The sequence below is a fragment of the Bradyrhizobium sp. BRP20 genome (assembly GCF_020194215.1).
GTDB classification, from domain to species: domain Bacteria; phylum Pseudomonadota; class Alphaproteobacteria; order Rhizobiales; family Xanthobacteraceae; genus Bradyrhizobium; species Bradyrhizobium yuanmingense.
This window is the reverse complement of record NZ_JADYVY010000019.1, coordinates 66377-85343: the sequence shown is the minus strand read 5'-3', so window position 1 is coordinate 85343 and position 18967 is coordinate 66377. Positions and strand designations below refer to the sequence as shown.

The window sequence follows — 18967 nt, the reverse complement described above, 5'->3', positions numbered from 1 at the left end:
GACCGAGGCGGCCTGAGCGAACGTCTCTAAGCCGACCTGCGCACCGCGTTGTCCACCAGCGTCTTGCCGAGCGACCAGATCGCACCGGGGACCTTGTGGCTGCCGGCGATGACGTCGTCGAAGGCGCGCTCGATCCAGGCGCAGTCTTCCTCGGTGATCGTGAGCGGCGGCAAGAGCTTGATGGTGTGGCTGCCGTGGCCGGCGACTTGCGTGAGGATCTTGTGATCCTTGAACAGCGGCACGGTGATGAGCTGGCAGAACAAGCCCTTGTTGGCGGTCTCCAGCACGTTCCAGGAGGCCCGCAGGCGCAGCGACTTCGGGGGGCCGAATTCGATACCGATCATCAAGCCCTTGCCGCGGACTTCCTTGAGCAGCTCGTAGCCTGGCACCATGCGCGTCAGCGCGAGGCGCAGCTCGGCGCCGCGCTTGGCGGCCGCATCGATCAGCTTCTCCGATTCCATGACGTCGAGCGTGGCTATGCCCGCGGCCATCGCGAGGTCGTTCTTGGAGAAGGTGGAGCCGTGCACCACCGCGCGGTCCATCTGGTTGAAGATCTTGTCGAAGATGCTCTTGCGCGTCAGCACGGCGCCGACCGGCACGTGGCCGCCCGACAGCGACTTCGATAGCAGCACCATGTCGGGCTCGACGTTCCAGTGCTCGACCGCGAGGAAGCGGCCGGTGCGGCCCATGCCGGTCTGGATCTCGTCGGCGACGAACAGCGTGCCGTATTTCTTGCAGAGCGCGGCCGCGCCGGGCAGGAACTCGTCGGTGGGCATGTTGACGCCCTTGCCTTGGATCGGCTCGACCACGAAGGCTGCGACCTCGCGCGAGGCCAGCGCCTTTTCCAGCGCCGCCAGGTCGTTGAACGGGATCGCGGTGCAGCCCGGCAGCAGCGGCTCGAAGCCGGTGCGGAAATTGGCATCGCCGGTCAGCGACAGCGCGCCGTAGGTCAGTCCGTGATAGCCGTGCGCGCAATAGACGATGCCGGGACGCCCCGTCGCGCCGCGCGCGAACTTGATCGCGGCCTCGACGCATTCGGCGCCGGAATTGGCGAAGAACGCCTTGTCGAGATAGGGAACGTATTTCAGGAGGCGCTCAGCCAGCACACCTGCGAGCGTCGAGACGTCGAATTGGACGAGGTTGGGCAGGTCGGCATCGAGCACGCTCTTGAGCGCCTCGCGCATGACCGGATGATTGCGCCCGATCGCAAACACGCCGAAGCCGGACAACAGGTCGAGATAGCGCGCGCCCTCACGGTCGTAGAGATACTGCCCATGCCCCTTCTGAAAGCCGACATCGTAGCCGATGGTCTTGAGAACCCGGACGAACTGCTCGTTCAGATACCGGTTATGCAGGGTGCTGCGCTGGGCCTGACGGTCCGCGAATAGCTGAGACATGTCTGGATTTGGGCTGTGCATCCGCTACATACTTCGGTTGAGGGCCGTCTCGTCAACTGAAAACGGACCGTTACTGAAAACGGTCTGTGCGGCCTTTTGCCCTTTTTCGGACCATCTTCGCAAGCACAGCTTTAGACCATGTTGCACTGCCAAGGAACACACATGCGTTTGGCCCTTTACACCGGACTAATACTGGCTGGCGGTTACGCCGGCCTGACGCCCGCGCTCGCCGCGGATCCGACCGGCGACTGGCGGGTCGCCGACGGCGTTGCCAACATTCGCGTCGCCCAATGCTATGGCAGCATGTGGGGCGCGGTTTCCTGGGAAAAACAGCCCGGCGGACGCGACGAGAACAATCCGGACGCCTCGAAAAAGAACAGGCCGACGCTCGGCATGGCAACCCTGATCGACATGAAGAAGAAGCCCGGCGTCGATCAGTGGGAAGGACAGGTCTACAACGCCAAGGACGGCCAGCTCTACAGCGCGACCATCACGCCGGCCGGTCCCGACCAGCTCGAGATCAAGGGCTGCGTCATGGGCTTCCTCTGCGGCGGCGAAACCTGGACCCGGGTCGGCCCGCCGATCCCTTCGAGCCCTGCCAACGCAATGGCCAAGGGCGCAGCGAAATCCAGCGGCACTGCGCCGAAGCCCCAAGGGGGGCAAGCGGGGCAAGGGGCCCAAGCAGCCCAAGCCGGGAGCGGCACCACCACGCCTGCGCCCGCAGCTCCCAAGGCCGCCGGCGCAGCCAAGCCCGGTCAGAAGGGCGCCGCCGACCCGGTCGGCGACATCTGCCTACTCGCTGAGATTGCGGGGTTTGCCCATTAGGGCCGGCTGGAACAGCAGCACGGCGGCGAGCGTCGTCACCAGCGACAGTGCCAGCAGCTTGCCCATGCTGGACGTGCCGGGATGGCTCGACAGCCACAGGCTGCCGAACGCGGTCGCGGTCGTCAGCGCGCTGAAAAAGATCGCGCGCGTCAGGCTGGTCTGGAGCAGGTTCGTCCTGCCCGAGCGCCAGGCCACGACATAATAGATCTTGAAGGCGACGCCGACGCCGAGCAGCAGCGGAAGCGCGACGATGTTGGCGAAGTTGAGCGGCAGGCCGATCAACACGCAGATCTCGAGCGTCACCGCGCCGGCAACCAGCAGCGGCACCAGCGTCATCAGCACGTCGACGAAGCGGCGCAGCGTGATCCACAGCAGCAGCCCGATCACCAGCAGCGCATAGATGCCGGCGTGGATGAACGCCTTCACAACGGTGTCACCGGATTTCAGGATCGAGACCGGACCGCCGATCGCAGTCGGCTCGGCCTGGAGAACCGCCGCCGCGAATTTGCGCAGCGTATCGTTGTCGTTGGGATCGCCCTTGGGCAGCGCCTCGACGCGGATGATGCCGTCCTTGCTCTTCCAGGCGCTGACGAGATCGGGCGGCAGCGAGCTCAGGGTGACGGGACCTGCCTGCATCGCGTTCCTGAGCTGGTCGAACACGATCTTCAATGGCGCGACGAACACGTCCTGCGCCTTGTTGCGCGTGGCCTCGTCGCCGTTGGCGAGCTTCTCGAGCGCGTCGGCAAGACGGCGCGAGGCAACAGCGCCCGGGCCCTTCGCGTCGCCCGCGGTCCGGCGCAGATTGTCGACCGACGATTTCAGCGATTCGACATTCTCCTGGTCCGTCGGCGCCGCGTCGATCTGATCGGGGTTGAGCGCCGGATTCAGCACCTTGGCGCCCTGCGCGATGAGCTTCAGCTTCGGCGGCTGGTCCTGCGGCACGAAGCTGTCGAGCGACATCACCCTGAGCACCTCGGGCACCTTCTCCAGCTTCGCCTCGACCTGCCTTGCCTGCTCCTCGGACGTGGTCATCACGTTGATGGCATTGGCACCAGTATTGGGGTCCTTGCGCAGATCGAGGAAGGTGGCGATCGACTCGGCGTGCGGATTGCGCAGGTTCATCGGGTTGAAGTCGAACTTCATGAAGTAGAGCAGCGGCAGGCCGCCGAGCGCGAGCAGCAGCGTGCCGCCGACGATCAGCACCCGATGCTTTTCCAGGAAGTGATCGAGCGGCGCCAGGAAGGCGTACCCGACAGGCTCCGGCTCGCCGGGCGGGTTCAAAAGCTTGAGCAGCGCCGGCAGCACGGTGATCGACGAGATGAACGCCACCAGCATGCCGACGCCGGCGATCTGGCCGAGCTCTGCGATGCCCTTGTAGTCGGTCGGCATGAAGCAAAGGAAGCCCGCGGCCGTCGCCATCGCCGCCAGCGACAGCGGCACCGCCGAGCGCTTGGCTGCCAGCACCAGCGCGCCCGCGAGATCATCGTGCTTGTAGCGCTCCGAGCGGTAGCGGACGCTGTACTGGATGCCGAAGTCGACCCCTAAGCCGACGAACAGCACCGCGAACGCGATCGACAGCAGGTTGAACGATCCGACCATCATCAGGCCGGCCGCTGTCGTGATCGCCAGACCGACGAACAGATTGACGAACACCGCGAAGATGATCTTCGACGAATGCAGCGCGAGCCATAGGATGACCAGCACGACGAGAATCGTGCCGACGGCGTTGACGACCGCGCCCTCTTGAACGGTCGCGTATTCCTCGTTGGCGATCGGCACCGGACCGGTCAGCCGCACCCGCGCTTGGTATTTGCCAGCAAAATCCAGATCCGCCGCCGCTTTCCGGATCGCGTCGGTCGCATCCTTGCCGGGCTCCAGCGCGTTGTAGTCGAGAATCGGCTTGAACTCGATAAAGGTGCGCTTGTCGGAATCCTTGAGCGGCTCGTCGCTGACGAGTTCGCGCCAGGAGAAGCTGGCGTTGCCCTTGTTGAGCACGGTCTCGACCGTCTGCGCGATCAGGTTGAAGGGCCGCTCGGTGCTATCGAGCTTGACCTGGCCCCGCTTGACGCCGGCAAGGCCGGTCTCCAGCGCCCCGGTCAGGCCGCGGATCGAGGGATCGCCGGCCATGATCTCGATCAGCGGCGCGGCGGCTTCGAACTGGCCGGTGATCTTGCCGACCTCCTCGGTCGGCAGGAACAACAGGCCGTTCCGCTCGAAGAACGCGCCGCTGCCGAGCTGCTGCATCGAGTGGAAGTTGGTCCTGTCGTCCTTCAGCCTGGCATAGAGCGCGTCTGCCGCGGCGCTCGCCATTTCCGGCGTCCTGGCCTCGACCACAGCGAGGATCATTTCGTTCTGATCGAACGCCTTGTCGAATTGCTGGTCACGCTGCCGCCAGTCCAGATTTTGGGCAATCAGCGAGTTGATATCGGTGTTGATGGCGAAGTGGCGCGCAGCGTAATAGCCCGCCCCCACCGACAGCAGGAGCCCGAGAACGACGACGAGGGAGGCAAACCGGGTGCAGGCCCTGACGATGGCAACGACGACGCTTTGCAGCACTTCTTTTCTTTCTGCGGTTAACAGCTTGCCGGAAACGCCCGCTGTTTATCGGAGTTCCCGGCCGAAACCTATTGCTGTTTTGGGTGGTTCTCGCCGCCAGAAGGTTCGAGGTAAACGGCGGGAGACCGTGGCAAAATCATGCGGGGCGGCCGGTATAGCCAGGGAGTTGAGGCGGGAACGTGACGAAGGACTATGCAGGAATGTCGCGCACGCAGGCACACCGCAATCCCCTACTAAAATACCTCATAGACGCCTCCCTCAGCGGTTCCACCTTCCCCTACCGCCGATTTTTTGACACAAAGTATTGCGCCTCCATGCGCCGGAGCCGTCCACAGGGGTGGGTGGCTACCGCAGGCGCGAACCAATGGTGCGGATATTGCAACTCATTGGTCAGTATCGGAGTGCCGCTTGGGGACTGCAAAGAGCGGATTGGTGCAACTTGCGTGATGGGCGTCCAATGGAAGTTTATCTGGCGCAACCGCGCGGCTTCTGCGCGGGGGTGGTACGAGCAATCGAAATCGTGGAGCGGGCGCTGGAGAAGTACGGCCCGCCCGTCTACGTGCGCCATGAGATCGTGCACAACAAATACGTCGTCGAGAGCCTGAAGGCCAAAGGAGCCATCTTCGTCGAGGAACTCTCCGAGGTACCGCCGAAGGCGGTGACGGTGTTCAGCGCGCATGGCGTCGCCCGCAGCGTCGAGGAAGAGGCCGTCGCGCGCGACCTTCCGGTGCTCAATGCCACCTGCCCGCTGGTAACGAAAGTTCACAATCAGGGGAAGCGCTACATCGGCAAGGGCCGCACCCTGATCCTGATCGGCCACGCCGGCCATCCCGAGGTCGAGGGCACGATGGGCCAGGTCCCCGGGCCGGTGCAGCTTGTCCAGAGCGTTGAAGAGGTTAAGGCGCTGACCCTGCCGGCGGATACGCCAGTGGCCTACATCACCCAGACCACCCTGTCGGTCGACGACACCAAGGACATCATCGCGGCCCTTCAGGCCCGCTTTACAGACATTCAAGGTCCGGATATCCGGGATATCTGCTATGCGACACAGAACCGCCAATCTGCGGTAAGGGACTTGAGCAAGCTGGTCGACGTGATCTTGGTGGTGGGCGCTGCCAACAGCTCGAACTCGAACCGGCTCCGCGAAATCGGCACCGAGGCCGGCGTCGCGAGTTATTTGATTGCCGACGGCAGCGAGCTCAATCCGGAGTGGTTGAAGGATGCCAGGACCGTCGGCGTCACGGCCGGCGCTTCGGCGCCCGAGGTACTCGTGGATGACGTGATCGAAGCGATGCGGCGGATCGGACCGGTAAAGGTCTCGGTGTTGCCGGGCCGCGAGGAAAACATCGAATTCCGGCTTCCGGCCCAACTGGCCGCGAGCTGACCCACCCGAATTGAAAAGCCCAGAAAGAAACCTGTAATGGCTATCCCGTTCTTCAAGGAAATGCGTATCGGCGGCTATTTGCTCAAGCAGAAACTGCTTGGCCGCAAGCGCTATCCGCTCGTGCTGATGCTGGAGCCGCTGTTCCGCTGCAACCTCGCCTGCGTCGGCTGCGGCAAGATCGATTATCCCGATGCGATCCTCAACCGCCGCATGACGGCGCAGGAGTGCTGGGACGCCGCCGACGAGTGCGGCGCGCCGATGGTCGCTATTCCCGGCGGCGAGCCGCTGATCCACAAGGAGATCGGCGAGATCGTGCGCGGCCTCGTCGCGCGCAAGAAGTTCGTCTCGCTCTGCACCAACGCGCTGCTGCTGGAGAAGAAGCTCGATCTGTTCGAGCCCTCGCCTTATCTGTTCTTCTCGGTGCATCTCGACGGCCTGCGCGACCACCACGACAAGGCCGTGTCGCAGAAGGGCGTGTTCGACCGCGCGGTGTCGGCGATCAAGGCGGCCAAGGCGCGCGGCTTCACCGTCAACGTCAACGCCACCATCTTCGACGGCCACCCGGCCGAGGAGATCGCCAAATTCCTCGACCTCACCACCGAGCTCGGCGTCGGCGTCTCGATGTCCCCGGGCTACGCCTATGAGCGCGCGCCGGACCAGGAGCACTTCCTCAACCGCACCAAGACCAAGAAGCTATTCCGCGACGTCTTTGCGATGGGCAAGGGCAAGAAGTGGAATTTCATGCATTCCGGACTGTTCCTGGACTTCCTCGCCGGCAACCAGGAATACGAATGCACCCCGTGGGGCATGCCCGCGCGCAACATCTTCGGCTGGCAGAAGCCCTGCTACCTGCTCGGTGAAGGCTACGCGAAGACCTTCAAGGAGCTGATGGAGACCACCGACTGGGATTCCTACGGCACCGGCAAGTACGAGAAGTGTGCCGACTGCATGGCCCATTGCGGCTACGAGCCCACGGCTGCGACCGCAGCGCTCAACAACCCGCTGAAGGCGATGTGGGTGGCGCTGCGCGGCGTGCGGACGAGCGGCCCGATGGCGCCGGAGATCGACCTCTCCAAGCAGCGCCCGGCGCAGTACATCTTCTCCGAGCAGGTCCAGAAGAAGCTCTCGGAGATCCGCAAGGACGAAGCTGCGGCTGCGCAGGCGAAAGCAGCGCAGAAGGCGTCGACGGCGGCGTAAAGCGCAGAGCCCGTAGCCCGGATGGAGCGCAAGCGAAACCCGGGATGGTCTCTCCAAGGCCCCGGGTTACGCTTCGCTCCGTCCGGGCTACGAACGTCGAAACAAAAAGGCCCGGACGCCAATGGCGACCGGGCCCTTTCTTTATTCTCAGATCGAAGCCCCCGCTCACGCCGCCTTCGACACCAAGGCCTCGCTCTCGACGAACTCCGTCCCGATCAGATAATCGCGGCAGCCGCGCAACGACCGCAGGGCGCGGTTGAAGTCGATGCCGGTCGAGACCAGGGCATGCAGCGTTGCCGGATTGCGCACGATGCCGCGCAGCACGGCTCCGAGGTCGATCTGGCCGTTCGGCTTGATCGCCGCGCGGGCGAGCGCCGGCAGCGCGCGGTGGGCGGGGTCGCTGATGACGCGGACGGCGGCGAAGGGCAGCCCGGCCTCGGCGGCGTATGCCGCGGCGATGTGGCTTTCCATGTCGACCGCGGCGGCCCCGGTCTCGGAGTGCAGGGCCGCCTTGCAGGCGCGCTTCGTGACCACTTCCTCGGCACCGGCGAGGCTGCCGCGCACCACGCGGCGGCGACCGGAGGTCAGGCGCTCGATCAGGTCGTCGCCGAGCGACAGGCCAGCGGCCCAGCGTGTGTCGCCGGAGAGCACCTCGGTCGCCAGCACGACGTCGCCGGAGCGCAAGCTTGGGTCGAGCCCGCCGGCCACGCCGAACGAGATCACGCCGCGAATCGTCTCAGGATCCACCACCGTCAGAAGCGCCCGCAACTGGGTCGGGCTGCTGGATGAACAGATGACCGCCATTCCGGGCCCGGCCGCGATGCGGGCCTCCTGAACCAATCCGGTCACGATCAGTATCGGCCGCGGGTCGATGGCCTGACCCGCGGTAACATAGTCCCCCGTCCCCAAAGTCACATTCCGACCCCTACCACCCTGCTGTTGGTGTTCCGCAAGTTCCGATACCGCGCCAACGCCCACAGCGGAAAGAACTTTGGGTAACCATGATAACGTAGATAGAACACGCGGGGGAAGCCTGTGGCGGTGTACCGCTGCTCGTCCCACAGTCCTTTTTTGTCTTGTGTTGCAATCAGGTACTCCACCCCGCGGGCAACGGCCGGGTGATCAACCTCGCCTGCCGCCATCAGGGCAAGCAAGGCCCATGCCGTTTGCGAGGCGGTCGAGGGGGCGGCCTCCCAGCCCTTGTAGTCGAGCCGGTAGCTGACGGCGTCCTCGCCCCAGCCGCCGTCGTCGTTCTGGATCGAGGTCAGCCAGGCCGCCGCCTTGCGGATCATGGGGTCCTTGTGGTCGACGCCGGCCATGTTGAGGGCGCACAGCACCGACCAGGTTCCATAGATGAAGTTCATACCCCAGCGGCCGTACCAGGACCCCTCCGGGTGCTGGGTCTTCCGCAAATAGGCGACCCCGGCGGCCACCTGCTTGCTGGTCTTGGCGGTCTCACCGAGCTGGGCCAGCATCGAGATGCATCGCGCCGTGACGTCCTCAGTCGGCGGATCGAGCAGCGCGCCATGGTCCGAGAACGGGATGTTGTTGAGGTAATATTCGAGGTTGTTGACGTCGAAGGCGGCCCAGCCACCGTCGTCGCTCTGCATGCCCTCGATCCACTCCCGGCCGCGGGCGATCGCGTCGTCATAGCCGGCCGCACCGTGCTCCCGGCGCATGCGGTCCATCGACATCACCACGACGGCGGTGTCGTCGAGATCGGGGTAATGGGCATTGTTGTATTGGAAGGCCCAGCCGCCCGGGCGCACGTCGGGCCGCTTCACCGCCCAGTCGCCCTTCACCTCGAGCTCCTGCCTCGGAATCAGCCAGTCGAGGCCCTGCTTGGCGGCCGGCACCGCCTTGTCACCGCCGGCCTCCAGCAGCGCATGCGCGGTGAGCGTCGTGTCCCACACCGGAGAGACGCAGGGCTGGCAATAAGCTTCGTCGTCCTTGATGACGAGCAACTTGTCGATGCCCCGGCGCGTGATCGCGCGTGGCGGGAAGTTCTCGTCCTTGCCGAGGGCGTCGTACATCATGACGATGTTGGCCATGGGCGGGTAGATCGCGCCCATGCCGTCCTCGCCGTTGAGCCGTTCCTCGGTGAAGGCGAGCGCGGCGTCGATCGCGCGCTTGCGCAGACTCTTCGGAAACAGCGGCTCGATCACGCGCAGGATCGCATCGAGCGAACGAAACAACAGAAACCAGGCCATGCTCTGGTGCGGCGCCTTGGCGGTCATGCCGATCGAGCGCGGATCCTGCAGGAACAATTCGTCGATGCCGACGCCCTTCGGATTCCTCGCGCGCGGCTTCAGCGCGGCGATCACCATCAGCGGCACCATCGTGGTGCGCGCCCAGTAGGAGATCTTGTTGAGGTGGAACGGCGACCAGAACGGCAGCAATACGATCTCGATCGGCAGCACCGGCACCGCGCGCCAGGTCACGACACCGAAGGTCGCGAGAAGGAAGCGGGTGAAGACGTTGCTGTTGATCGCGCCGCCGCGGGCATGGATTGCCTCGCGCGCCCGCACCATATGCGGCGCGTCGATGGAGTCGCCGATCATCTTCAGCGCGAAGTACGCCTTCACGCTGGCGCTCATGTCGAACTCGCCGTCATGCACCAGCGGCCAGCCGCCATGGGTACCCTGGATGCGGCGCAGATAGTTGCCGATCTTGGCCTCGAGCACGGTGTCGACGGGCTCGGCGAGATAATGGCGCAGCAGAACGTATTCGGCCGGAATCGTGCAGTCGGCCTCGAGCTCGAACACCCAATGGCCGTCGGCTTGCTGGAAGCCGAGGAGGCCCTGGGTGGCCGACGCAATGCTCGATTCCAAAGCTTCGCGGCTGGTCGCGGTCACGGAATCCATGTCGCTCGATTGCTCCGATAGTCGATTGAAAGTTGACCGGGAGAATTGCCCGTCGGGCCGCCTTTCAGGATCCTTTGGCGGCCAGAACCAGATCGGCGGCGCGGTCACCCGACCGGACCGATCCCTCGATGGTTGCTGGCAATCCCGTAGCAGTCCAGTCGCCGGCGAGGAACAGGTTTTTCAGCGCAGTGACCGGCCCTGGACGCAGGGCGTTCTGGGCCGGCGTCGCCGCAAATGTGGCGCGGCGCTCGCGCACGATCTGCCAAGGAGGCAGCTCACCGGAGACACCGCCCGCCTCGCAGACCTCGTTCCAGATCGTCTGCGCCAGTTCCTCGCGCGGCATGTCGACCAGGCGGTCGCCATTGCTGATGGTCACCGAGAGCCGGTTCGGGAACGCGAACAGCCATTCCACCACGCCGCCGATCACGCCGAGGATGGGCGCCGAGCCCGGCGGCGGTGTGATGCGGAAATGCGCATTGACGATGGCGCGGAATTCGGTCGGCGTCTTCAGCCCCGGCAGCAGGCTAGCGGCCGCGCGCGGCGGCACCGCCATCACGACGACATCGCCCGCACCGAGCTGGATCAAATCCTCGCCGCCGAAATTCAGCGCGGTCACCTTGCCGTCCGTGCTGACGAACGAGCGCAGCTCGTGGCCGAGCTGAACGCTGTGACCACGCTCCTGCAGAAACTTCACGGCGGGTTCGATCAGAACCGCGCTGAGACCGTCGCGCGCGATCAGCGGACGACAGGCCTGCCCGCCCGCAAGCAGCGTCTCCCGCACGATCGCGCCGGCGAGCCCGGCCGAGCCCTCGGGCGGATCGACGTTGAGAGCTGCCAGCAGCAGCGGCTGCACCAGGCGCTGATAGAGGATGCCCTCGGTCGGAATCGACTTGCCGACCAGCGTCTCCTCCGACGCCCAGATCAGTGGCGCCAGCTTGAGATAATCGGAAAGGCCGGTGTCGGGCACGCGGCGGCTTTCGTCGAGCACCCAGGTCGGCCACCGGCCATCGCCGAGATCGATCTGCCAGCGCTGCCCGGTCTTGACATCGACAAACGGAAATTGCGCCCGCTCGGGGCCGACCAGGCCCGCCTCGGTGCCGATCGCGCGCGCATAGGCGCGCGCATGGCTGTTGCCCGACAGCAGCAGATGATTGCCGTTGTCGATGGTGAGATTGGTGGCGCCGTCGAAATAGGACCGGCAGCGGCCGCCGGCCTGGTGCGTCGCCTCGTGCACGGCGACCTTGAAGCCAGCATTGGCGAGCCGCACGGCGGCGGAGAGGCCGGAAATTCCAGCGCCGATGATGTGAGCTGTGTTTTGCATCAGATGAAAGCGTAACGGAGCAGGATCAGGATGCGCGTGATCTTCGACACACGCACCGGCTCGCGCGGCGCGGTGAAGCCGCGCGCGATCAGGAGGTCCAGAATGGAATGGTAGTATTTCGACATGATCCGCGGCGCGCGCACGGCGCGGCGCCTGTTGCGGTTCATGATCTCGTCCGACTTCTCGAAGTGCACCTTGGCGCGCTGCGCCAGCGGCATGCAGACCTTCGGCAGCGCGCGCTCGGCGATCACGCGGTTCGGATCATCAGAGGTGATGCCGGCATGCAGCAGCGCCTCGCGCGGCAGATAGAGCCGGCCAAGGCCGGCGTCCTCGTCGATGTCGCGCAGGATGTTGGTGAGCTGCAGCGCGCGGCCGAGATGGTGCGCGAGCAGAATGCCGTCTTCCTCGGGCATGCCGAACACCCGCACCGACAGCCGCCCCACCGCGCTGGCGACGCGATCGCAATACAGATCCAGCGTCGCCATGTCGGGCGCCCGGATGTCCTGCGGCACGTCCATCTCCATGCCGTCGACGATGGCGAGGAAATCCTCGCGCTTGAGCCCGAAGGTCTTCACCGAGGCGACATAGTCCTTCAGCCGCGGCGGCGGATGGCCCGCATACAGCGCGTCGATGTCGTTGCGCCATTCCTGAAGCGCGGCGAGCCGCTCGTCGCGCGGGCCGTCGGAATCGGCGATGTCGTCGACCTGGCGGCAGAAGCTGTAGATCTGGAACATCGCTTCGCGCTGGTCACGCGGCAGGATGCGCATCGCGGCATAGAACGAGCTGCCGGATGCGGTCGAGCCGTAATTGGCGCCGGGCGTGGTCGCCTCAAGCGTCATGGGCAGTCCCCGGTCTGGAAACGGCCTTGCGACCGATCGCACGACGGCCGACTTCGCCGAGGATTCCGGCGAGGCTGAAGGCGAGCAGCTCGAACTTGTTCAGATGCACGCGCTCCCGCAAGGGATCGCGCACCTTGAGCAGGCGCACGATGCGGTCGGCATAGGCCTGGATGACGGAGACGTCGACGCCGAGACGGAAATCCCGGATCTCGGCTGCGAGCGACCTGCCCTCCTCGAGCAGTGCCTCGTTGCGCGCGGCGAGCGACTGCAGGCAGGCAAGCATCGCCGGCGGCGACTGGGCGAGACCGAGCTGCTCGACCGAGGCGCCGTGTGCTGCCAGCGCGTCGCGCGGCAGGTAGACGCGGTTGAGCTCGCGATAATCCTTGCTGCAATCCTGCAGGTGATTGTTGATCTGCAAGCCTGCGCAGAGCGCGTCGGAGGCGGCCCAGGTCGAGGTGCTCTCGCCGTGAACGTCGAGCATGAAGCGGCCGACCGGCATCGCCGAATAGCGACAATAATGGATGACCTCGTCCCAGGTCTCGTAGCGCAGCTTGGTCACGTCCATGCGGAAGGCGATCAGCACGTCGAGCGCATGACGCGGCGCCATGCCGCGCTCGGCCAGCGCACGGCGCAGGCTGACCGCCTCGGGCTGGGTATCGCCCTTGCCGAGCAGTTCCGCCTCGAGCAGATCGAGATAGGCAAGCTTTTGGTCGGGAGGCAGCGACGCGTGGTCGGCGATGTCGTCGGCGGTGCGGACGAAATTGTAATAGGCCAGGATCAGGGCGCGATGACGCGGATGAATGATCCACGACGCGACGGGAAAATTCTCGTCGCGGTCACCCTTGCCGGATCGCAATTCGCTCGCAGAGGTCATCGAGGGCTGGTTTACAATCGTTTGGACAGGAAGGGCTTTTTCGCTCGCGCGGGCTCACGCCGGCGACGTCGCCGCGGCCCCCATATAGGGGAATACGACCGCAAAACCAATCCTGTCCGTCGATGACTGCCCCTTCGCGGATTGCGCCCGAAAAAAGCGGCCGAAGGCCGCCTTTCTGGGCCAATGGCCGAGCTTATTGGTTGTGGTTCTTCAGCACCTGGTCGCAGGCCTGCGAGATCTTGGCCCGGTTCTCCTTGAGGCAGGCCAGGATGGTGAAATCGCCCTGGTCGATGACCGGGCGGCAGAACTTCTGCACATCGCGGGTGCAGGCCTTCTGCTCGGCGTCCGTGCCACGCCCTTGCTGGGCGAACGCCGTCGTCGAAAGGGAGGCCGACAGCAGGGTGAGAGCGACGAGAAGATTGCGCATTGTATTCCTTCATTCTGACGGCAGAATCGCACCGATCCCGGACTGCGCAGGGCGGATGGCCGGAACGGATTGGTTCTGATGGCAAGTCGCCGCTTGTAGCGGCCTCAGGGAAGGCACAAGCACTGGCAAATGCGGCCAAATTGGCGCCGCCCCACCGAATGAGGTCTTCCCGCGCCTTCATTGACAGATGTAAGGGCTTGATACTACATCGCAATTCGGGAGCATTGCGCTTTAATGCAGACCTGTTGCCGCGCTGCATCTCTTCGCCCGTCCTCGGCTGCCGGAAACATGACGAAGCGCGGCAAATCGCGGCCCCTGGAAGCACGGCGCGGCCGCGTGAACCGCCGTCTCTGGCCGCCGGGCTTTGAACCTGCGACTTGCTCGGAGCACTAAACTTTCGATGTGGCGAGACGTTCTCGATCGAAGCGAACGTCGTTCCAAAGCGGGATATTCGAGATGACATTCTTTTGGCGATCTGGACTGGCAATCAAGGCGGCCGGCATTGGGGCGGCGCTGCTCTTCTCGGTATCGACAAGTCACGCTCAGTCGTCCGGACCGTTTGCCGGTTTCGACGGCGCGTGGACCGGAACCGGCACGGTGTCGCTGTCCGACGGCTCCACCGAGCGCATTCGCTGCAAAGCGGACTATAAGGTCGCCGGCAGCGGCCTCAACCTGAAGCAGGCGCTGAGCTGCGCCTCCGACAGCTACAAGTTCAACCTCACCAGCGACGTGACGAGCCAGGGCGACCGCATCTCCGGCAACTGGAGCGAGTCCAGCCGCAACATCTTCGGCAATCTCCAGGGCACCGCCGGCGGCGGCCAGATCGAGGTCTTCGTCGAGGCCAACGGCTTTGCCGCCAACCTGTCGCTGCGCACCAACGGCACCAAGCAGACGGTGCAGATCTCGTCCAAGGGCGAGATCCGCGGCGTCAACATCACGATGACGAAGGGCTGAAGGCCTTTCGCACGCAATGAGGAACATGCCCCCGGTTCTCGCGAGCCGGGGGCTTTTTGCTGACACGAACTGACCGGCTGGATTTGCTGAGATGGACCCGATCCGCAGACATCTGCTGAAGGCCGCCGGGCTCTTCGTGGCCAGCCGCGCCTTCGCCAGCGATCAGCAGGGAGCGAACATGCAGCCTTCGTCCGTGAAGCCGCGTCACGTGCTCTGCTTCCTCGGCAAGAATGAAAGCCTGCTGCATCCGCCCAAGGCGGTGGCGAAGACGATCGCCGATTTCGGCTTCGAGATCGACCGCACCTATTCGCAAGCCAAACCCGATCCGCACATGGAGCGCTCTTTCGGTGTGTGCTGGGACCGCGTCTTTCCGAAAGCGTGGTCCGAGGCGGACGAAATGGCCGTACTCAATCACAAAGCGGTCCTCTACGTGCTGAGCCCGCCGATGGAGCAGCACAAGACGGTCGCCTATTCAGCTGCCGCCTTGCGAATTGTCGAGGAGATGATCGAGGCCGGCGCCACGGCCGTGAAAGGAGAAAGCGCGGGCGTTGCCCACGGACTCACGCGATGGCGGCAACTGGCCCGCGAGTGCAAGGCCGCCGCAAACACGAACCAGGGCCTTACCGTCACGCCAGCGATGGGCCGATCCTGTCGCCTCGCCTTCGCCAAGCGTCCGCTTGCCGGCGACACCTACAACGAAAGCGTCGGCTTCCACCTCGTCGGACTGCCGGAAATCTATGTCGCGCGATCGCGCGGCAGCGACCGGAACGCAGCGAATCTGATGGACGAAATCGCGGACGCAATGGCCGAGCGCGGCATCGAGGCAACGCTGCGCGACCGCAAGCTCGCGCTGTCGCGGGAGCAGGACTACGCCGAGGGCGACTTCAAGTTCAATCCCTATGGAATCGTCCGCGTCGAGGCGTGAGCCGAACCGCGCCGGATCAGTCCTTTCGCGCGATGCATTCGCAGCGGCATCGGAAATAGACCGCGTCCGGATCGCGTTCCCAGGCCTCCCAGCCGGCAAGCGCGGCCCGGATCTCATCGTCTGTCGCGAGCCGCCTGGCCACGAGTTGCGGTCCGAGCCCCAGCAGGCTCCGCTGCGCATCGGCAACGGCCTCGCTGCGGCTCTGCGCATCGGCACTGTGGTTGACGTAGCTCGCACCGGCCCAGACCGGCGCGAAGCCGTGGGCTCGGAGGATGGAGCCCTGCCGGCGCCCGAAGCGAAGCGCCTCCGGATCGTCGTGCTGGTACCAGCGTTGCCAAAGATCGAGCGCGAGCCGCACGCCGTCGATTTCAGGGTGAAGAACGTTGCCGCCGACGTCGGCATCGCGCGTTGCGACGAGGCCGCCCGGCTTCAGCACACGTCGCGCTTCGGCCAGCGTTCGCGCCAATATCTCTCGGCTCTGATGGTAGAGCACCGCGTGAAAGAACACGGCATCGAACGTTCCATCGTCGAACGGCAGCGCCGTCATGTCGGCTTCGACAAAGGCCAGATTGGTCGAGCCCGCCGCCGACACGAGCCGATTGGCGGCGGTAATGGCCGTCGGCTCGATATCGAGGCCGACGGCCCTTTCGACGTGCCCCGCCAGCGCTGCCGTAATGGTGCCGGGCCCGCAGCCGGCGTCGAGCAGGGTCATACCCGATGTCAGGAACGGGACGAAAAAGGCGGCTGAATCGCCGCCTCGCTTCTGCTGAAACGCCACGATCGCGCCGTCGTGCTGCATGATTCGTCCCCGACCGGAACTCCGGCGCAGTCATTCAGACTGCGCCGATTCCATGTCCGGTGGATGAAGCCACTCAGATCGCCTGCTTGTCCGCGCCATGCAGCTTGGCGTGCAGATTGATCAGCCACATCGCCGTCGGCCGGAGGATGAAGAGATCAGCGACCAATGCCATCACCATCGAGAAGGCGCTGAGCCAGCCGAACAGACGCAGCGATGGCAGGTCGGAGAACACGGTGACGACGAGGCCGCAGGCGAGCACCACCGTGGTCAGGATCAGCGCAGGTCCCACCAGCACGGTGGCCCGCTCCACCGCGAGCGCCGAGCCGACACCCGGCTTGTTCTCCAGCCGCAGGCGGTTGAGGAAGTGGATGGTAGCGGAAAGGCCGAGGCCGAACGAGACCGTGAGCGCAACGACGCTGGCGAATTGCAGCCCCTCGCCCATCGCCCACAGCACCGTGCCCGACATCACCACCGGGAAGATGCCCGGCAGGATGCAGGCGAGTGTCACCACCCAGGAGCGGAAGGCGAGGCCGATGAAGATCGCGACCAGCGCGAATTCGATCGTGAGGCCGTGGTTCAGCTTCTCGATCATGTTGGCCGAGTTGCGCGCGGCGATGGCGGCAAGACCCGTCACGGCGATCTCATAGCCCGGATGCTTCTTGCGGACGGCGTCGAGCTCCGAATCGAGCTTGTCGACGATCGGCAGGAGCTGGCTGGAATCCTTGTCCGGCACGCGGCCGGCCACCACGACGGCGGTCTGCTCGGCGTCGATGAAGCGGCGCACCAGGTGCTCAGGGATGACGCTGACATATTCCTTCAGCGTCGCGACGTCGGCACTGCCGGCCTTTTCCGCCAGCCAGCGGCGCAGCGTCTCCAGCGACCACACGTTGCCGACCCCTGCGGACTTCTCGACTGTCGCGTGCACCTCGGCGATGGTCTGGAGCGTCTGCGGCGAATAAAGCGATTCACCCTTCGGGAACACGATCAGCACGTTGACGGGATTGGCGCCGGTCAGCTTGGCGTCTAACCGGTCGCTGGCGGCAACCGCCTGGCGCTTGTCCGGCACCTGGTCGGCGAGCCGGTAGCGCGGCTCCAGATTGGCATAGATGACGCCGAGGCCGCCGACGAACAGCACCGCCAGCAGGCTGAACAGGCCGGGCCGGCCGACCATGCGCACCGCAATCCAGTAGCAGAAATTGCGCAGCGCCTGTACGCCGGCATCAGCGCCCTGGAACTTGACTGCAAAGACCTTCTCGTTGCGCACGAACAGCACGCCGAAGACAGGCACCAGCGACAGCACCGCGACCAGCGCGATGATGGTGGCGGCAAGGCCCGCCTCGCCGAACTTGCGGATCAGGTCGGAGTCGGAGAATTGCAGCGCGATGAAGGAGATGCCGGCGGTGCCATGCGTCAGCACGCAGGCCGGGCCCACCACCAGCACCGCGTTCTTGAACGCGGTGAACTTGTCCTGGCCCGCGATCAGCCGGTCGCGCGCGGCGAAGGTCAGCTGCATCGAGTCCGAGAAGCTGATGACCATGATGAGCGGCGTCATCACGTTCAGGAACATGTTGAGGTTGAAATTGGCCCAGCCGAGCGCGCCGAGCGCCAGCAGAATCGCGATCATCGGCGGGAATGCCGCCGCGATCATGAACGAGATCTTGCGGAAGAAGATGATGGCGATGATGCAGCCGGCGAGGATGCCTAGGATGTTGTAGGTCAGCCCGTCACGCTCGACCGCATTGCGGATCTCGAGCTGCATCACCGGCACGCCCGAGAGCTGCACGTTGAGCCCGGTGTCGCCGAGATCCTCCTTCATCAGCGCGCGGATGTCGCCGACGGTCTTGGTCAGCTTGTTGGAGCCGACCACTTCGGGATCGAGCGACAGCACGATCAACGCCAGCGTGCCGTCCTCCGACAGCAACTTGCCGCGGATGATCTCGTTGTTCTTGACGGTCTCGATGAACTTGTCATAGGCCGCGCCCTCGGGCAGCTCGGTCGGGAACAGCGCCGCCGGCAGCTTGCCGGGGGCCGGCGCCTGGCGCGCCGAGAACAGCGAGACCAGCCCGCGCGTGCCTTCGACCAGCTGCAGGTCGGTGACGAAGTCGCGCAGCTTCTCGAGGTTGCTGCGTTCCAGGAGGGTCTTGCCCTCGACCACGACGAGTACGTCGAACTCTTCGGCCGGGAACTTCTTGGTCACCTCTTCATATTGTTTGAATTCGCGAGTGTCGGAGCGGAACAGCTGCGACAGCGAATCGTCGATCTTGATCCGGTAGATGCCGAACACCGCGCCGACGATCAACGCGAGCAGGACGATGCAGGAGACGATCGGGGCCCGAACGGCGATCAGCCCGAGACGCTCCAGCCCGAAGGCGATGGAGGACGTAGATCCCTGCTCGACCTTGTCGACATGAACCTCACTCTCGCTGTGCTTTTCGAGCATGCCTTGTCCAGTTCCTAAATCGGCTCGGGCTGTGAGCTTATCGCGCCGCGCGACCGGCTTGAAAACGCCATACCAATGGGAGGCTTGCCCTTTGAAAATGCGCGGAAAATCGCCGGCAGCGGTTTAGCAGGTCAACAGGTCTTTTCGCAAGCAGGCCAAGCCCGG

General features: G+C 64.9%; 15 protein-coding genes. 5 read left to right on the top strand and 10 right to left on the bottom strand.

What is annotated here, in order from left to right:
- Nucleotides 1–26: 26 nt before the first annotated feature.
- Nucleotides 27–1418, bottom strand: coding sequence for an aminobacteriohopanetriol synthase HpnO (gene hpnO, locus I6F33_RS31695; RefSeq protein ID WP_036006078.1), 1392 nt, complete (start codon nt 1416–1418; stop codon nt 27–29).
- A gap of 141 nt (nt 1419–1559) precedes the next feature.
- On the opposite strand from hpnO, the gene I6F33_RS31690 reads away from it, so the two are divergent.
- Nucleotides 1560–2222 (top strand): DUF2147 domain-containing protein, encoded by a 663-nt coding sequence (locus tag I6F33_RS31690; RefSeq protein WP_036006080.1) that lies wholly within the window; start codon nt 1560–1562, stop codon nt 2220–2222.
- On the opposite strand, the gene I6F33_RS31685 is transcribed toward I6F33_RS31690, so the two are convergent.
- On the bottom strand, nt 2190–4778 hold the full coding sequence (locus I6F33_RS31685; protein ID WP_109144425.1) for an MMPL family transporter: 2589 nt from the start codon (nt 4776–4778) through the stop codon (nt 2190–2192). The genes I6F33_RS31690 and I6F33_RS31685 overlap by 33 nt on opposite strands.
- 457 nt (nt 4779–5235) lie before the next feature.
- Between I6F33_RS31685 and ispH the strand changes: the two genes are divergently transcribed.
- Together ispH and hpnH are read left to right on the top strand one after the other, a co-directional pair.
- The gene (gene ispH, locus I6F33_RS31680; RefSeq protein WP_036006084.1) at nt 5236–6162 is read left to right on the top strand and encodes a 4-hydroxy-3-methylbut-2-enyl diphosphate reductase; all 927 of its coding nucleotides are present in this window, start codon (nt 5236–5238) and stop codon (nt 6160–6162) included.
- Between the two features lie 36 nt (nt 6163–6198).
- Nucleotides 6199–7359 (top strand): adenosyl-hopene transferase HpnH, encoded by a 1161-nt coding sequence (gene hpnH / locus I6F33_RS31675; RefSeq protein WP_036006086.1) that lies wholly within the window; start codon nt 6199–6201, stop codon nt 7357–7359.
- Nucleotides 7360–7524: 165 nt separating this feature from the next.
- Here the strand turns inward: hpnH and I6F33_RS31670 are convergent, their stop codons facing one another.
- The 6 genes from I6F33_RS31670 to I6F33_RS31645 all read right to left on the bottom strand — a co-directional run bounded on the left by I6F33_RS31670 (nt 7525) and on the right by I6F33_RS31645 (nt 13684).
- A complete protein-coding gene (locus I6F33_RS31670; protein WP_057027145.1) occupies nt 7525–8274 on the bottom strand; it encodes a phosphorylase in 750 nt (249 codons plus the stop codon).
- Nucleotides 8271–10223, bottom strand: coding sequence for a squalene--hopene cyclase (gene shc, locus I6F33_RS31665; RefSeq protein ID WP_036023097.1), 1953 nt, complete (start codon nt 10221–10223; stop codon nt 8271–8273). The genes I6F33_RS31670 and shc overlap by 4 nt, the downstream gene beginning before the upstream one ends.
- 64 nt (nt 10224–10287) lie before the next feature.
- Nucleotides 10288–11544, bottom strand: coding sequence for a hydroxysqualene dehydroxylase HpnE (hpnE, locus tag I6F33_RS31660; protein WP_225145162.1), 1257 nt, complete (start codon nt 11542–11544; stop codon nt 10288–10290).
- On the bottom strand, nt 11544–12383 hold the full coding sequence (gene hpnD, locus I6F33_RS31655) for a presqualene diphosphate synthase HpnD (protein ID WP_225145161.1): 840 nt from the start codon (nt 12381–12383) through the stop codon (nt 11544–11546). Before hpnD ends, hpnE begins: the two co-directional genes overlap by 1 nt.
- Nucleotides 12373–13257, bottom strand: a complete 885-nt coding sequence (hpnC, locus tag I6F33_RS31650) for a squalene synthase HpnC (protein WP_225145160.1) — start codon at nt 13255–13257, stop codon at nt 12373–12375. Before hpnC ends, hpnD begins: the two co-directional genes overlap by 11 nt.
- Before the next feature lie 193 nt (nt 13258–13450).
- Nucleotides 13451–13684 carry a hypothetical protein gene (locus tag I6F33_RS31645; protein WP_225145159.1) on the bottom strand — a complete coding sequence of 78 codons (234 nt, stop codon included), beginning with the start codon at nt 13682–13684 and terminating at the stop codon, nt 13451–13453.
- A 456-nt stretch (nt 13685–14140) separates the two neighbouring features.
- On the opposite strand from I6F33_RS31645, the gene I6F33_RS31640 reads away from it, so the two are divergent.
- Complete coding sequence (locus I6F33_RS31640; RefSeq protein ID WP_225145158.1) at nt 14141–14638, top strand: hypothetical protein; 498 nt, start codon at nt 14141–14143, stop codon at nt 14636–14638.
- Nucleotides 14639–14729: 91 nt separating this feature from the next.
- Entirely contained in the window at nt 14730–15563 is an 834-nt protein-coding gene (locus I6F33_RS31635) for a hypothetical protein (protein WP_225145157.1), read from the top strand.
- A 16-nt stretch (nt 15564–15579) separates the two neighbouring features.
- Here I6F33_RS31635 and I6F33_RS31630 read toward each other — a convergent pair whose 3' ends face one another.
- Both I6F33_RS31630 and I6F33_RS31625 read right to left on the bottom strand, forming a co-directional pair.
- Nucleotides 15580–16362 carry a class I SAM-dependent methyltransferase gene (locus tag I6F33_RS31630; RefSeq protein WP_225145156.1) on the bottom strand — a complete coding sequence of 261 codons (783 nt, stop codon included), beginning with the start codon at nt 16360–16362 and terminating at the stop codon, nt 15580–15582.
- A 73-nt stretch (nt 16363–16435) separates the two neighbouring features.
- Nucleotides 16436–18802, bottom strand: coding sequence for an RND family transporter (locus tag I6F33_RS31625; RefSeq protein WP_225145155.1), 2367 nt, complete (start codon nt 18800–18802; stop codon nt 16436–16438).
- Nucleotides 18803–18967 lie beyond the last annotated feature (165 nt).